The sequence below is a fragment of the Streptomyces sp. NPDC059166 genome (assembly GCF_042755185.1).
GTDB lineage: Bacteria > Actinomycetota > Actinomycetes > Streptomycetales > Streptomycetaceae > Streptomyces.
The window spans coordinates 18629-34034 of the sequence record NZ_JBHZCI010000011.1 but is presented as its reverse complement, the minus strand read 5'-3'; the positions used below and the strand labels follow the sequence as shown (position 1 = coordinate 34034).

At 71.6% G+C, this 15406-nt stretch carries 12 protein-coding genes; 2 read left to right on the top strand and 10 right to left on the bottom strand.

The genetic code is table 11. The features are described from left to right. Nucleotides 1-18: 18 nt before the first annotated feature. Complete coding sequence (locus tag ACFXOA_RS10755; protein ID WP_385024838.1) at nucleotides 19-1308, top strand: cytochrome P450; 1290 nt, start codon at nucleotides 19-21, stop codon at nucleotides 1306-1308. Between the two features lie 95 nt (nucleotides 1309-1403). On the opposite strand, the gene cimA is transcribed toward ACFXOA_RS10755, so the two are convergent. From cimA to ACFXOA_RS10710, 9 genes are all read right to left on the bottom strand, one after another. Further along, a complete protein-coding gene (cimA, locus tag ACFXOA_RS10750) occupies nucleotides 1404-3011 on the bottom strand; it encodes a citramalate synthase (protein WP_385024835.1) in 1608 nt (535 codons plus the stop codon). A 278-nt stretch (nucleotides 3012-3289) separates the two neighbouring features. Beyond that, entirely contained in the window at nucleotides 3290-3934 is a 645-nt protein-coding gene (locus ACFXOA_RS10745; RefSeq protein ID WP_385024832.1) for a TetR/AcrR family transcriptional regulator, read from the bottom strand. A gap of 5 nt (nucleotides 3935-3939) precedes the next feature. Further along, entirely contained in the window at nucleotides 3940-4962 is a 1023-nt protein-coding gene (locus ACFXOA_RS10740; protein WP_385024829.1) for an agmatine/peptidylarginine deiminase, read from the bottom strand. A gap of 46 nt (nucleotides 4963-5008) precedes the next feature. Next, nucleotides 5009-6691 (bottom strand): urease subunit alpha, encoded by a 1683-nt coding sequence (locus ACFXOA_RS10735; protein ID WP_385024827.1) that lies wholly within the window; start codon nucleotides 6689-6691, stop codon nucleotides 5009-5011. Next, nucleotides 6691-7380: an urease subunit gamma gene (ureA, locus tag ACFXOA_RS10730; RefSeq protein WP_385024824.1), complete on the bottom strand. Its 690-nt coding sequence runs from the start codon at nucleotides 7378-7380 to the stop codon at nucleotides 6691-6693. Before ureA ends, ACFXOA_RS10735 begins: the two co-directional genes overlap by 1 nt. Before the next feature lie 135 nt (nucleotides 7381-7515). After that, nucleotides 7516-8622: a branched-chain amino acid aminotransferase gene (locus tag ACFXOA_RS10725; RefSeq protein ID WP_385024822.1), complete on the bottom strand. Its 1107-nt coding sequence runs from the start codon at nucleotides 8620-8622 to the stop codon at nucleotides 7516-7518. A gap of 290 nt (nucleotides 8623-8912) precedes the next feature. Beyond that, on the bottom strand, nucleotides 8913-9956 hold the full coding sequence (locus tag ACFXOA_RS10720; protein ID WP_385024819.1) for a 3-isopropylmalate dehydrogenase: 1044 nt from the start codon (nucleotides 9954-9956) through the stop codon (nucleotides 8913-8915). Nucleotides 9957-10097: 141 nt separating this feature from the next. Then, the gene (locus ACFXOA_RS10715; protein ID WP_385024816.1) at nucleotides 10098-10226 is read right to left on the bottom strand and encodes a hypothetical protein; all 129 of its coding nucleotides are present in this window, start codon (nucleotides 10224-10226) and stop codon (nucleotides 10098-10100) included. A gap of 282 nt (nucleotides 10227-10508) precedes the next feature. Then, the gene (locus ACFXOA_RS10710) at nucleotides 10509-11108 is read right to left on the bottom strand and encodes a TetR/AcrR family transcriptional regulator (protein WP_385024813.1); all 600 of its coding nucleotides are present in this window, start codon (nucleotides 11106-11108) and stop codon (nucleotides 10509-10511) included. A gap of 137 nt (nucleotides 11109-11245) precedes the next feature. Here ACFXOA_RS10710 and ACFXOA_RS10705 point away from each other — a divergent pair, with 137 nt between their 5' ends. Further along, nucleotides 11246-13567, top strand: a complete 2322-nt coding sequence (locus tag ACFXOA_RS10705) for a glycoside hydrolase family 3 N-terminal domain-containing protein (RefSeq protein ID WP_385024810.1) — start codon at nucleotides 11246-11248, stop codon at nucleotides 13565-13567. A 105-nt stretch (nucleotides 13568-13672) separates the two neighbouring features. On the opposite strand, the gene pruA is transcribed toward ACFXOA_RS10705, so the two are convergent. Next, nucleotides 13673-15304, bottom strand: coding sequence for an L-glutamate gamma-semialdehyde dehydrogenase (gene pruA / locus ACFXOA_RS10700; protein ID WP_385024807.1), 1632 nt, complete (start codon nucleotides 15302-15304; stop codon nucleotides 13673-13675). Nucleotides 15305-15406: the final 102 nt, after the last annotated feature.

The window sequence follows — 15406 nt, the reverse complement described above, 5'->3', positions numbered from 1 at the left end:
GCACGGAGGACCAGCACCATGTCCATCGCCCCCCTTTCCGCCGGCAGCGCCGTCGAGCCGATGCCGCTCTCCGACGTCAACCTCGCCGATCTGGACAACTTCACCGACGGCATCACCCCCTGGCGGATGTTCCACACCCTGCGCCACGAGGACCCGGTCCACTGGCAGGAGGAGGAAGCCCCCAACTCCGGTTTCTGGTCCGTCACCCGGCACGCGGACATCGCCCGGGTCGACCGGGACGCGGAGACGTTCACCTCCACCCGGTTCGTCAACCTGGAGGAGGTGGACGACGACCAGATCAAGAAGCGCGCCTCGATCCTGGAACTCGACGGGGTGCGCCACCGCGCCCTGCGCAGCCTGCTGCAGCGGCAGTTCGGGGCGAAGGTCATCAACAGCTACGCGGACTTCCTGCGCGGCCTCACCGCCAGGACACTGGACGCCGCACTCGCCAAGGGCCGCTTCGACTTCGTGCAGGAGATCTCGGCCGACTTCCCCATCAACGTGCTGGCCCGCCTCCTCGACGTCCCGCCGGAGGACAACCAGCGGCTCATCGACTGGGGCAACCGCATCATCGGCAACACCGACCCGGACTACGCGGACGTGCTGCTGGAGAGCGAGGAGAGCGAGAAGTACCGGGACCTGCCGTTCCGCTCCCCGGCCTCGCTCGAGGTCTTCGACTACGGGCGGGATCTGGCCGAGAAGCGCAGGGGCGGCCACGGCACCGACCTCATCTCCCGGCTCGTCAACGAGATGCCGCGTGACGGCGTCCCGCTCACCGCGCAGGACTTCGACAACTACTTCCTGCTGCTGGTGGTGGCCGGCAACGAGACGACCCGGCACACCATCACCCACTCGATGCTCGCGCTCCTCCAGCACCCGGAGCAGCTGGCCCGCCTGCAGGAGGACCCCTCCCTCATCCCCACGGCGGTCGAGGAGTTCCTGCGCTGGGCCTCCCCGGTGTACCACTTCCGCCGGACCGCGACCCGGGACGTCGAGCTGGGCGGCAAGCGGGTCAAGGAGGGCGACAAGGTCGTCATGTGGTACGCCTCCGGCAACCGCGACGAGGCCGTCTTCGGCAATCCGTACGACTTCGACGTGGCGCGCACCGAGAACGACCACGTCACGTTCGGCAAGGGCAGCCCGCACCTGTGCCTGGGCAATCTCCTGGCGCGCACGGAGATCCGGATCATGTTCGAGGAGCTGATCCCCCGGCTGAGCTCGATCCGCCTGACCGGGGACGTACCGCGCGTGCGCTCCAACTTCGTCAACGGCATCAAGAAGCTGCCGGTCGAGGTCGTCCAGGCCTGAGGCCCGGGCCTGCCGCCCGGCCCGCACACCGCCGCCGCCCCCGGTACGCCGTCACGGCTCCGGGGGCGGCGGCGTCACCGGACGCGACGGGGGCCTCAGTCGGTCGGCTCGATGCCCGCCCGCAGCAGGCCGTAGGTGTACGCGTCCTCCAGGGCCTGCCAGGACGCCGCGATGACGTTCTCGGCCACGCCGACGGTCGCCCAGTCACCCGATCCGTCGCCCGTGGTGATGAGTACCCGGGTGGTGGACTCGGTGCCGGTGCGGCCTTCCAGGATGCGGACCTTGTAGTCGATCAGCTCCAGCTTGGCGAGCTGCGGGTAGATCCGCTCCAGGCCCACGCGCAGCGCGCGGTCCAGCGCGTTGACGGGGCCGTTGCCCTCGGCCGTGGCGACGATCCGCTCGCCCTTGGCCCACAGCTTCACCGTCGCCTCGTTGGCGTGGGTGCCGTCCGGGCGGTCCTCGACGATGGCCCGCCAGGACTCGACGCGGAAGTAGCGCCGGGGACGGCCCTCGACCTCGGCGCGCAGCAGCAGCTCGAAGGAGGCGTCGGCGGCCTCGTAGGTGTAGCCCTTGAGTTCGCGCTCCTTGACCCGCTCGACGACGCGGCCGACGAGCGCGCGGTCGCCGCCCAGGTCGATGCCGAGCTCCTTGCCCTTGAGCTCGATGGAGGCCCGGCCGGCCATGTCGGAGACCAGCATGCGCATGGTGTTTCCGACGCGCTCGGGGTCGATGTGCTGGTAGAGGTCCGGGTCGACCTTGATCGCGGAGGCGTGCAGTCCGGCCTTGTGGGCGAAGGCGGAGACTCCCACGTAGGGCTGGTGGGTGGAGGGCGTCAGGTTGACGACCTCGGCGATGGCGTGGGAGATGCGGGTCATCTCGGCGAGGGCGCCCTCGGGCAGGACGGTCCTGCCGTACTTGAGTTCCAGGGCGGCGACGACGGGGAAGAGGTTGGAGTTGCCGACCCGCTCGCCGTAGCCGTTGGCGGTGCACTGGACGTGGGTGGCGCCGGCGTCCACGGCGGCCAGGGTGTTGGCGACGGCGCAGCCGGTGTCGTCCTGGGCGTGGATGCCGATGCGGGCACCGGTGTCCGCGATGACGGTGGAGACGACCGCCTGGACCTGGGCGGGGAGCATGCCCCCGTTGGTGTCGCAGAGGACCACCACGTCGGCGCCCGCCTCGTGGGCGGCGCGCACCACGGACTTGGCGTACTCGGCGTTGGCGCGGTAGCCGTCGAAGAAGTGCTCGCAGTCGACGAAGACCCGGCGGCCCTGCTCCCGGAGGTGCGCGACGGTGTCGCGGACCATCTCCAGGTTCTCCTCCAGGGTGGTGCGCAGGGCCAGTTCCACATGGCGGTCGTGGGACTTGGCGACCAGGGTCACCACCGGGGCGCCGGACTCCAGCAGCGCCTGGACCTGCGGGTCCTCGGCGGCCTTGCCGCCCGCCCTGCGGGTGGCACCGAACGCGACGAGCTGGGCGTGACGGAAGTCGATCTCCTGCCGGGCGCGGGCGAAGAACTCGGTGTCCCGGGGGTTGGCACCGGGCCAGCCGCCCTCGATGAAGCCCACGCCGAAGTCGTCCAGATGCCGGGCGATGGTCAGCTTGTCGGCGACCGTCAGGTTGATGCCTTCACGCTGGGCGCCGTCGCGCAGCGTGGTGTCGAAGACATGGAAGGTGTCGTCGGGGACCTTGGCCTCGGTGGTCATGCTGATCTGACTCCTGTCGGGTGAGCGGATCCGGAATACTCGGCTCCACTTGCCCCCATCATCTCGCGTGCCTCGCCCCGGCCTTGGTGGGGGCCGGAAAACGAAAAAACCCCTCGCGGGTGCGAGAGGTCTGCGCGCGGGTCTGGGGCACGATGGCCGTTCCGCACGTGGTGGTACGGGACGGTCACTGCGGACCGGCGCGCCTGCTGCCGATAATCATGGCGAACGAGGACACGCACGCAGTCTGGCACAGCGCCGCGTCCTCGTCGCCGCCCGTCTCAGGATGCGGGCGTGACATCGGTCGCGGCGGCGCCGGGGCCGAGCGGCGCGACCGTCTCGTCCACGTGGTGGCGCAACTGCTCCAGCACCTGCTCACGCCCGGTCCCGGGGATGCCGACGGCGACGTGGACGGCGAAGCCGTCCATCAGCGCACGCAGCCGGGTCGCCGTCCGGTCCGGGGCGAGCGGGCGGAACTCCCCGGACGCGGCCCCCTCGGCCAGCAGCCGGACGAGGTCCCGGTGCCAGGCGTCCTCGATGGCGGCCTGCCGGGCGCGGTCGTCGGCGTCGGCGTTCACCGAGCGGTTCCACACCTCCAGCCAGAGCGTCCAGTGCGGATCGCGGTGGCCGTCGGGCAGGTACAGCGCGATGTAGGCGTCCAGCCGCTCCCGGGCGGTACCGGGACCGGCGAGCAGATCACCGCGCTCGGCCCCCAGCCGGGCCTCGCTCCACTCCAGCGTCTGCAGGAGGAGTTCGTCCTTGGTGCGGAAGTAGTAGAGGAGGTGCCCGCTGCTCATCCCCACCTCGCGGCCGAGCGCCGCCATGGTCAGCCCGTCGAGTCCGCGCGCGGCGACGGTGGCCATGACGGCGGCGAGCACGTCCTGGCGGGGCGGGGCGACGTTGCGACGGCGCGGGGCGGGGGTCACGGTGGTCAGGTCCTGGGCTGCTGCTGGGTGATGCAGTGGATGCCTCCACCGCCGGCGAAGATCGTACGGGCATCGGTGAGGGCAACCGTACGGTCCGGGAAGAGGTCGCGGAAGACGCCTGCCGCCTCGTCGTCCCGGGGGTCGTCGAAGGCACAGAGGACCACCCCGCCGTTGCAGAGGTAGTGGTTGATGTAGGAGTGGTCGTTCCACTCGCCGTCGGCGCCGCGGGTGGCCTTCGGCGCGGGCACCTCCACCACCTCCAGCGGGCGTCCCCGGGCGTCGGTGGCGGCGCGCAGGAGCCGGACGGTCTCCCGGGTGACCTCGTGGTCCGGGTGGGAGGGGTCGGGCTGGACATGGGCGACGACGGTGCCGGGGCGGGCGAACGCGGCGACGATGTCGACATGGCCGAGGGTGCCGTACGTGCCGTAGTCACCGGTGAGGCCGCGGGGCAGCCAGATCGCCTTCCCGGTGCCGAGACGGGCGTGGATCTCGTCCTCGACGGCCTGCCGGGTCCAGCCGGGGTTGCGCTCGGGGCCGAGCTGCACGGTCTCGGTGAGCAGTACGGTGCCCTCGCCGTCGACGTGGACGGCGCCCCCCTCGTTCACCAGGGGCGAGCTGTGCACGGGCACCCCGGCGAGCTCGGCCACGCCGCGCGCGATGTGCTTGTCGTGCTCCCAGCGGGCCCACCCCTGGGCGCCCCAGCCGTTGAACGTCCAGTCCACCGCGGCGAGCCGCCCGCTCTCGTCGTCGACCACGAAGGTCGGGCCGATGTCCCGCATCCAGGCGTCGTCGAGGGGCCGGACCTCGGTGTCGACATCCGGGCCGAGAAGCGCTCGGGCGCTCTCCTCCTGCCCCGGCCCGACGACCACGGTGACCGGCTCGAAACGGCGTACGGCGCGGGCGACCGCCGCCCAGGCGATACGCGCCTCGTCGAGTTCGGCGGCGGTGGCGAAGGTGGGGTTGGGGCCGGGCCAGGCCATCCAGGTGCGCTCGTGCGGGGCCCATTCGGGGGGCATGCGGAAGGTCATGGCGGTCCCTCGGTCGTGTCGTGCGGATGGAGCCGGTCGGCAGGGCTCAGAGGAAGTAGAGGCGGTTGAGTGCGACGGACTCGGCCGCCGGTGAGCGCAGCGGCTCTCCGTCGAGGGTCACCAGGCCGGTGTCGCCGTCGACGCCCACGCTTCCCGTGCGCGAGTTGAGCAGCAGATCGGCGGGGCCGATGCCCCGGGTGCCCCGGACGGCCACCCGGCGCCTGCGCGTGGGCATCAGGTCGGAGCCCAGCTGGGTGGCGGCCTCCGCGACGAAGGCCACGGAGATGTCGGCGGCCGTGGCGCCGTAGGAACCGAACTGCGGTCCGAGGACGAGCGGTTCGCAGGTGTCCGTGGCGGCGTTCGGGTCACCGGTGACCCCGTAGGCGGGGAAGCCGGACTTCAGGACCAGTTGCGGCTTCGCCCCGAAGAACTCGGGCCGCCACAGGACGATGTCGGCGAGCTTCCCGGGCTCGATGGAGCCGATCTCGTGGGAGAGGCCGTGGGCGATCGCGGGGTTGATGGTGAGCTTGGCGATGTAGCGGAGCACCCGGGCGTTGTCGTCTCCGGGGCCGTCGCCCTCCATCGGCCCGAACTCCGCCTTCATCTTCGCGGCCATGGCGAGCGTCCGGCGTACGGTCTCCCCCGCGCGCCCCATGCCCTGGGCGTCCGACGAGGTGATGCCGATGGCACCCAGGTCGTGCAGCACGTCCTCGGCGCCCATGGTCCCCGCCCTGATCCGGTCACGGGCCATGGCGGCGTCGCCGGGCAGGTCGGGCTTGAGGTCGTGGACGGAGACGATCATGCCGTAGTGCTCGGCGACCGCGTCCCGGCCGAAGGGCAGCGTGGGGTTGGTGGAGGAGCCGATGACGTTGGGCACTCCGGCCATCTTGAGCACGTTGGGCACATGCCCGCCGCCGCAGCCCTCGATGTGGAAGGCGTGGATCGTGCGGCCTTCCAGGACCCGCAGGGTGTCCTCGACGGAGAGGCACTCGTTCAGCCCGTCGCTGTGCAGGGCGACCTGGACGTCGTACTCCTCGGCGACCCGCAGGGCGGTGTCCAGGGCGCGGGTGTGGGCGCCCATGTCCTCGTGGACCTTGAAGCCGCAGGCCCCTCCCTCGGCGAGCGCCTCCACCAGCGGGGCCTCGTGGGACGACGAACCGCGCCCCAGGAAGCCGATGTTGACGGGCCAGGCGTCGAAGGCGTTGAACGCGTGACGCAGGGCCCACGGGGAGTTGACGCCGACACCCCAGACGGGGCCGAACTCCTGGCCGATGATCGTGGTCACCCCCGAGGCCAGGGATGCCTCCATGATCCGGGGGGAGAGGAGGTGGACATGGGGGTCCACGGCCCCGGCGGTGGCGATCATGCCCTCGCCCGACACGATGGTCGTGCCCGTACCCACGACCACGTCGACCCCGTCGAGGGTGTCCGGGTTCCCGGCCCGGCCGACCGCGGCGATGCGGCCCTCCCGGATGCCGACCGAGACCTTCCGGATGCCCAGCACGGCGTCGATGACCAGCACGTTGCTGATGACGACGTCACAGGTCTCCCGGACGGCGGCCGCCTTGAGGTGCAGGCCGTCGCGGGCCGTCTTGCCGAAGCCCGCGAGGAACTCGTCGCCCGGCTTCTGCGAGTCGGACTCCACCCGGACGGTCAGCCCGGAGTCGCCGAGCCTGACCCGGTCCCCGGTCCTCGGTCCGTGGACGGAGGCGTATTCGTAGGGGTCCATCACTTGCCCTCCTCAGCTCCGAGGTAGCCGCAGGCCGCCGCCCTGCGCAGCGCCTCCTCCTTCGCGCCGGGCGCGTCCAGGGGACCGTCGACGAGCCCGGCGAACCCGATCGCGACCCGGGCCCCGCCGATCGGGACGAGGGGCGCCTCCGCGCTCTCCCCCGGGCCGAAGCGCACGGACGATCCGGCGGGCACCGCCAGCCGCATCCCGTAGGCCGCCGCGCGGTCGAAGTGGAGCCGGGGGTTGGCCTCGAAGAAGTGGAAGTGCGAGGTGACGCTGACCGGGACGGTCGCGGTGTTGCGGACGGTGAGCCGCACGGCGGGCTCCGGCTCGGGCGCGCCGGGCCCGGGGAGGAGCGCGCCGGGTGCCTCGTCCCCGAGGGAGCCTCCCTCCAGGGGGCTGCTGACCACCGCGAGCCGGGAGCCGTCGTCGAACACGGCCTCCACCTGCACCTCGGTGACCACGTCGGCGACACCGGGCAGCACGTCGTCGGGGCCGAGCACCGTCCGCGCCGCCTCGATCGCCTCGGCCAGTCTGCGGCCGTCCCTGGCCGCCTCGCAGACGGTGTCCGCGATCAGCGCCGTCGCCTCGGGCACGTTGAGCCGCAGGCCCCGGGCGCGCCGGGCCCGGGCCAGCTCGGCGGCGCCGAAGAGCAGCAGCCGGTCGCGTTCGGTCGGGGTCAGTCGCACGTACACCCACCTCCTGGTTCGAGCAGCACTCTAACCAGGTTTTGAGCAGCGCTCAAAACTCTGGGCCCCGGAAAGGCGGAAGGCCGCGCCCCCGGTGCGGGGCGCGGCCTTCGGCCGGTGCGGTGGGCGGCAGGACTACCGGCCGAGGCCGTGCATCCAGCCGTGGGTGTCCTCGGCGATGCCCCGCTGGATGTCCAGCAGGCGCTCGCGCAGCCTGAGGGTGACCTCGCCGGGGGTGCCGTCGCCCTGGGTCCACTCGCCGCCCGCGGACTTCACGGTGCCGACGGGCGTGATCACGGCCGCGGTGCCGCAGGCGAAGACCTCGGTGAGGGTGCCGTTCGCGGTGTCCGAGCGCCACTGGTCGATGGAGACGCGGCCCTCCTCGGAGGCGTATCCGAGGTCACGGGCGACGGAGAGGAGGGAGTCGCGGGTGACACCCGCGAGCAGCGAACCGGTGAGGGAGGGAGTGACGATGCGCTTGCCGCCGTCCTCGTCCGTGTACACGAAGTAGAGGTTCATCCCGCCCAGTTCCTCGACCCACTTGTGCTCGACGGCGTCGAGGTAGGCGACCTGGTCGCAGCCCTGCGCGGCCGCCTCGGCCTGGGCGAGGAGGGAGGCCGCGTAGTTGCCGCCGGTCTTGGCGTCGCCCATGCCGCCGGGGACCGCGCGGACCCGGTCCTCGGAGAGCCAGATGGACACGGGCTTCACGCCGCCGGGGAAGTAGGCGCCGGCGGGCGAGGCGATGACGAGGAAGAGGTACTCGTTGGAGGGCCTGACGCCCAGGCCGACCTCGGTGGCGATCATGAACGGCCGAAGGTAGAGCGACTCCTCGCCGCCGTGCGGCGGGACCCACGCCTGGTCCTGCTGGACGAGGACGTCGCACGCCTCGATGAAGGTCTCGACCGGGAGCTCCGGCATCGCGAGCCGGGCGGCGGACCGCTGGAAGCGGGCGGCGTTGGCCTCGGGCCGGAAGGTGGCGACCGTGCCGTCGGGCTGGCGGTAGGCCTTGAGGCCCTCGAAGATCTCCTGCGCGTAGTGCAGCGTCATGTTCGCGGGGTCGATCGACAGCGGCCCGTAGGGCACGAGCTGCGCGTCGTGCCAGCCGCGCCCCTCGGTCCAGCGGATGGTCACCATGTGATCGGTGAAGTAGCGGCCGAAGCCGGGGCTGGCCAGGATCGCCTCGCGCTCCGCGTCGGACAGCGGGTTGGAGGAGGGCTTGAGCTCGATCGTGGGCGTCGTCATGAGTGCGTGTCCTTCACCGGTCTTGTGTGTGATGGACCGCGCTCCGCCCGCCCGTCCGGCGGCTGCCGGCCAGGTAGTAGGACGTCCGAGCTCTACCGCGAGCCGCGGTCCCGCGTTCGATTATCTCCCGGGGGCGGCTGTGCACGAAACAAGGTGATTGCGGTAGCGCTCGCGATGCCGCACGGGCGGCACGGAAACACGGTCCAGGGGTCGATGGTGGCACCCGGGGACCGCGAGGAGAAGCCGCCGGGTGCGGTCGCGACCCGGCGGCTTCGAAGTGAGTCGTCGGGTCAGCTCGCTACGCGTACCGCGAGCGCGTCGCCGATCTCGTCGGTGGTGCGCGTGCGCTGTCCGTCACGCTCCGCGAGGTCGGCGGAGACGGCCTCCTCGATGCGCACGGCCTCGGCCTCGTAGCCGAGGTGACGCAGCAGGAGGGCGACGGAGAGGATCGTGGCGGTCGGGTCCGCCTTGCCCTGGCCCGCGATGTCGGGCGCGGTGCCGTGCACCGGCTCGAACATGGACGGGAAGGCACCCGTCGGGTTGATGTTGCCGGAGGCGGCCAGGCCGATGCCGCCGGTCACGGCCGCGGCGAGGTCGGTGAGGATGTCACCGAAGAGGTTGTCGGTGACGATGACGTCGAAGCGCTCCGGCTGGGTGACGAAGAAGATCGTCGCGGCGTCGACGTGCAGGTAGTCGGTGGTGACCTCGGGGAACTCCCCGGCGACCTTGTCGAAGGTGTTCTTCCACAGGTGGCCGGCGTGCACGAGGACGTTGTTCTTGTGGACCAGCGTCAGCTTCTTGCGCGGGCGCGCGGCGGCACGCGCGAAGGCGTCGCGGACGACCCGCTCGACACCGTAGGCCGTGTTGACGCTGACCTCGGTGGCGACCTCGTGCTCCGTGCCGGTGCGCAGGGAACCGCCGTTGCCCGTGTACGGACCCTCGGTGCCCTCGCGGACGACCACGAAGTCGATCTCGGGACGGCCGGCGAGCGGGGTCGCGGTGTTCGGGAAGAGCTTCGACGGCCGCAGGTTGATGAAGTGGTCGAAGGCGAAGCGGAGCTTCAGCAGGAGCCCGCGCTCCAGCACACCCGACGGCACCGACGGGTCGCCGATGGCGCCGAGCAGGATGGCGTCGTGGCCCTTGAGGGCCTCCAGCTCCGCGTCGGGGAGGGTCTCACCGGTGCGGTGCCATCGCTGGGCGCCGAGGTCGTACTCCTTGGTCTCCAGCTTCACATCCTGCGGGAGAACAGCGTTGAGAACCTTGAGGCCCTGGGTGACGACCTCCTGGCCGATACCGTCGCCGGGGATCACTGCGAGATCGATGCTGCGAGACATGACGGCACCCTAGCCCTCCGTCCCACCCCATGACACTCGGCGTCCACGATACGGACACCCGTAGGCCCGGTCCCCGTACCCGGCACGACCCGCGCACCCCCCTGCGGCGGGGGGTCACGGGGCGGGCGGGAGGGCCTGGGCTCAGTGCCCCGTCGAACCGCCGTTGTCCCGGCGGTCGAGGGCCCGCTGGAGCGCCGCGGCGGCGTTCTTGCGCTCGGACTCGGCGGGGCGGGGGCTGCGACGGACACGGCGGATGGTGGTCTGCACCATGGGGGATCAACTCCTCGGGATCGCGTGGCTCTTCGAGATCAGGACGTCGCACGGCGGATGCCTGGACAGGGATTTCGAGACGCCGGAAGGAGCGGGGAGCGGTATGCCTCAGGGGTTGCCTGCTTCGGGCACGCTCACGCACGCCGGTCGCTGGATCAGCGATTCGTTCGGCTCCTACAAAGTTAGGACAGCGGAGGCGATCTGTCTCCACAGTTACTCGGACTTCCTACTATCTGAGACGGCGGCACGAGCGGAATGTGCACAGCCGTTCGACGGGACGGGTCAGAGACCCACGGTGAGCTGGGCCTCGACGTGTGCGCGCAGGATGCCGGCCATGTCCGTCCGGCAGTCGCTGAGCAGCCACTGCACCTGGAGCCCGTCCATCAGGGCGATCAGCTGCGCCCCGGCGGCGGCGGGGTCGACGGCGGGACGCAGTGCGCCCTCCCGGCGCGCCTGTTCGTAGGCCAGCCGTGCACCCGCGACCGAGTTCTCGTACCGCCGTACGAAGTAGCCGTGTGCGGGGTGGTCGGCCGCCGTCGCCTCGGTGGAGACGACGGAGAACAGCTCGACGATCCCCCGCCGGGTCGCGTTCAGCGCCGCCAGCTCCACGAACCTGCCCAGCCGCCGCACCCCCGTGGTGCCGCCGACCGAGAGCCACTCGTCGTCCACGTCGTCACGGTGCTCGAGAGCCGCGAGCAGCAGCGCCTCCTTGGTCGGGAAGTGGTGGAGGAGTCCGGTGTGCGAGATGCCGCACCTGGTCGCGATGACACGCAGGGACGCCCCCCGGTAGCCCGCCTCACCGAACAGGGACATGGCCTGTTCGAGGATCTCGCGCCGCTTCGCACGGCCCTTCGCGTATCCACGCGTCGCTTCGGCCGTCACTCGCCACTCTCCCGGTCCGCCGGTCCCGGATGCCCCGGCCGGCACTTCGGTGTACCCGATTCCCGTCACCCCCGGCGGACGACACCTCCGGAGACCGGATCGCCGAAGATACTTACCAGGTGGTCGGTATTCACTCTATGGTGAGGACGAACCGTGTCGCGAAAGGACCCCCCGTGTCCCCCTCCCTGCCCTACCTCGACCCCGCGCTCCCCGTCACCGAACGGGTCGACGACCTCCTCGGACGTATGACGCTGCCCGAGAAGGTCGGCCAGATGCTCCAGCTGAACGCGAAGGAGGGGGTGCGGCACTTCGTCGAGGACCTGCACGTGGGGTCGGTCCTGCACACCTCGCCGGAGCGGGTCCTGGAGGCGGCGGAGCTCACCGACCGGTCCCGGCTGCGCATCCCGCTGCTCGTCGCGGAGGACTGCATCCACGGGCACTCCTTCTGGGAGGGCGCGACGATCTATCCCACCCAGCTGGGCATGGCCGCCACCTGGGACGCGGAACTCGTGGAGCGCATCGCACGGGCCACCGCCGTGGAGGTCGCGGCGACGGGCGTGCACTGGACCTTCTCGCCGGTCCTCTGCATCACCCGGGACCTGCGCTGGGGCCGGGTGAGCGAGACGTTCGGCGAGGACCCCCACCTGATCGGCGAGCTGGCGTCGGCGATGGTGCGCGGGTACCAGGGCGACGGCCTGGGCGACCCGACGGCGGTCCTGGCCTCGGCCAAGCACTTCGCCGGCTACTCCGAGACGCAGGGCGGCCGGGACGCCAGCGAGGCGGACATCTCGCGGCGCAAACTCCGCTCCTGGTTCCTCCCCCCGTTCGAGCGGGTCGCCAAGGAGGGCTGCCGGACGTTCATGCTGGGCTACCAGTCCATGGACGGCGTCCCGATCACGGTGAACGAGTGGCTGCTCAACGACGTCCTGCGTGAGGAGTGGGGCTACACCGGGACGCTCGTCACCGACTGGGACAACGTCGGCCGCATGGTGTGGGAGCAGAAGGTGTACGCCGACTACGCGCAGGCCGCCGCCGCCGCGGTCCGCGCCGGCAACGACATGGTGATGGCCACCGAGGGCTTCTTCGAGGGCGCGCTGGAAGCGGTCGGGAACGGGACGCTGGCCGAGGCGGAGATCGACGCGGCCGTGCGCCGGATCCTGACCCTCAAGTTCGAGCTGGGCCTGTTCGAGGACCCGCGCCGCCCCGACGCCGCCCGCCAGGCCGAGGTCATCGGCAGCGCCGGGCACGCGGCCCTGAACCTGGAGGCGGCCAGGCGCTCGCTGGTCCTGCTGACCAACGACGGGTCTCTGCCGCTGGCCGGCGGTCTCGTACCCGGGGACGACGGCCGCGCGACCGGGGGTCCCGGCCCCCGTACGGTCGCGGTGATCGGTCCGAACGCGGACGACGCGCAGACGCAACTGGGTGACTGGGCGGGCTCCTCGGGACAGGTGGACTGGCTTCCGGAAGGCCAGCCGCGCTCCATGATCCGTACGGTCCTGGACGGCTTCCGTGAGCACGTGCCCGCCGACTGGACGGTCTCCTACGCGCGCGGCGCCAGGATCCTCGACGTGGGCCCCGACCCGGAGGGGCAGTTCTTCCTCGACGGGCAGCCCCGCCCGGACGTGGTCGTCCCGGCGGAACCGGACGCCGCCCTGATCGCCGAGGCGGTCGCCGCCGCCGAGGCCGCGGACCACGTCGTCGCCGTGGTCGGCGACCGCATCGAGCTGATCGGCGAGGGCAGGTCCACCGCCACCCTGGAACTCGTGGGCGACCAGGTCGCGCTGCTGGACGCGCTGGCCGCCACCGGAAAGCCCCTCGTCGTCGTGGTCATCAGCTCCAAGCCCCTGGTGCTGCCCCCCTCCGCCCTCGGTGCCGCGGCGATCCTGCACGCCTTCAACCCGGGCATGCAGGGCGGGCGGGCGGTGGCGGAGGTACTGCTCGGCCTCGTCGAGCCGTCGGGTCGGCTGCCCGTCTCCTTCGCGCGGCACGCGGGCCAGCAGCCGACGTACTACAACCAGATCCGGGGCCAGCACGGCTCCCGGTACGCCGACCTGACCCAGCGCCCGGCCTTCGTCTTCGGGGAGGGCCTCAGCTACACCTCCGTGGAGTACTCCGGTCTCGAGGTGCTCACCCCGAGCGTCGGGGAGAGCGACACGCTGCGGGCGCGCGTGACCGTCCGCAACACCGGCGCCCGGCCGGCCCTGGAGACGGTGCAGCTGTACGTCAGCGACACGGTGACGTCGGTGACCTGGGCCGAGAAGGAGCTGAAGGCCTACCGGCAGGTGGCGCTGGCCCCCGGCGAGGAGCGCGAGGTGCTGCTGGAGCTGCCGGTCGCGGAGTGCACCCTGGTGGACGCCGCGGGTCGGAGGGTCGTCGAGCCGGGCGCCTTCGAACTGCTCGTGGGCCCGTCCTCGCGCGACGACGCCCTGCTGCGGGCGGGCTTCACCGTCAAGGGGTGACCCTCGGGCACCTCACGCCGCATGGAAACCGCCTCCCGGCCGGCGGGGGGAGCCGGTCGGGAGGCGGAGTGCGGGGCGGGGCGCCCTCGCGGGCGCCCCTGGGCATCAGCCCTGGTGGGGGTAGGTGTACTCGGTCGGCGGGACCAGCGTCTCCTTGATGGCGCGGGTCAGCGTCCAGCGCTGCAGGTTCTGCGGGGCGCCCGCCTTGTCGTTGGTGCCGGAGCCGCGGCCGCCGCCGAAGGGCTGCTGGCCGACGACGGCGCCGGTCGACTTGTCGTTGATGTAGAAGTTGCCCGCGGCGTAGCGGAGCTTGTCCATCGTGTACGCGGCGGCAGCGCGGTCGCCGGCGATGACCGAGCCGGTGAGCGCGTAGTCGGAGACCGACTCCATCTGCTCCAGCATCGCGTCGTACTTCTCGTCCTCGTAGACGTGCACGGCGAGGATCGGGCCGAAGTACTCGGTGGTGAAGATCTCGTTGGCCGGGTCGTCGCAGACGACGACGGTCGGGCGGACGAAGTAGCCCACGGAGTCGTCGTAGGTCCCGCCCGCGACGACCGTGCAGGACGGGTCCGACTTGGCGCGGTCGATGGCGGCCTTGTTCTTCGCGAAGGAACGCGCGTCGATGACGGCGCCCATGAAGTGCGACAGGTCGGTGACGTCACCCATGGTGATGCCGTCCACCTCGGCCGCGAACTCCTCCTTGAAGCCGGAGTTCCAGATGGAGGCCGGGATGTAGGCGCGGGAGGACGCGGAGCACTTCTGGCCCTGGTACTCGAAGGAGCCGCGGGTCAGCGCGGTCTTCAGCACGGCGCGGTCGGCGCTGGGGTGCGCGACGACGAAGTCCTTGCCGCCGGTCTCGCCGACGAGCCGCGGGTAGGTGCGGTAGTTGGCGATGTTGTTGCCGACCGTCTTCCACAGGTGCTGGAAGGTGGGGGTCGAGCCGGTGAAGTGGACACCGGCCAGGTCGCGGTGGTTCAGGGCGACCTCGGAGACGGCGATGCCGTCACCGGTGACGAGGTTGATGACGCCCTTCGGCAGCCCGGCCTCCTCCAGGAGCTCCATGAGGAGCACGGCGGCGTGGGTCTGGGTCGGGGACGGCTTCCACACCACGACGTTGCCCATGAGGGCGGGCGCGGTGGGCAGGTTGGCGGCGATGGCCGAGAAGTTGAAGGGCGTGATCGCGTAGACGAAGCCCTCGAGCGGACGGTGGTCCATGCGGTTCCACACGCCCGGGGAGTTCGCCGGGGGCTGCTCGGCGAGGATCTGGCGCGCGTAGTGCACGTTGAAGCGCCAGAAGTCCACGAGCTCGCACGGGCAGTCGATCTCGGCCTGCTGGGCGGTCTTGCCCTGGCCGAGCATCGTGGAGGCGGCCAGCGTCTCGCGCCAGGGGCCGGAGAGCAGCTCGGCGGCGCGCAGGATGATGGCCGCGCGGTCGTCGAAGGACATCGCGCGCCAGGCCGGAGCGGCGGCCAGGGCCGCGTCGACGGCGTCCTGGGCGTCCTGCTCGGTGGCGGCGGCGAAGGTGCCGATGACGGAGCGGTGGTTGTGCGGCTGCACGACGTCGAAGCGCTCGCCGCCACCCATGCGCTTCTCGCCGCCGATGGTCATCGGCAGGTCGATGGGGTTCTCGCCGAGCTCCTTGAGCTTCGCCTCCAGACGGGCTCGCTCGGGGGTGCCGGGAGCGTAGGAGTGGACCGGCTCGTTGACCGGCGCGGGGACCTGGGTTACGGCGTCCATGGGTGCCTTGTCTCCTTGGTTGAAGTGGGTGGTCGGCCGGGCGGGTGAGCCCTGGTGCGGCCGGGGCCGGACGGGTGGCGCGGGCCCTCGGCCGGGTTGTCG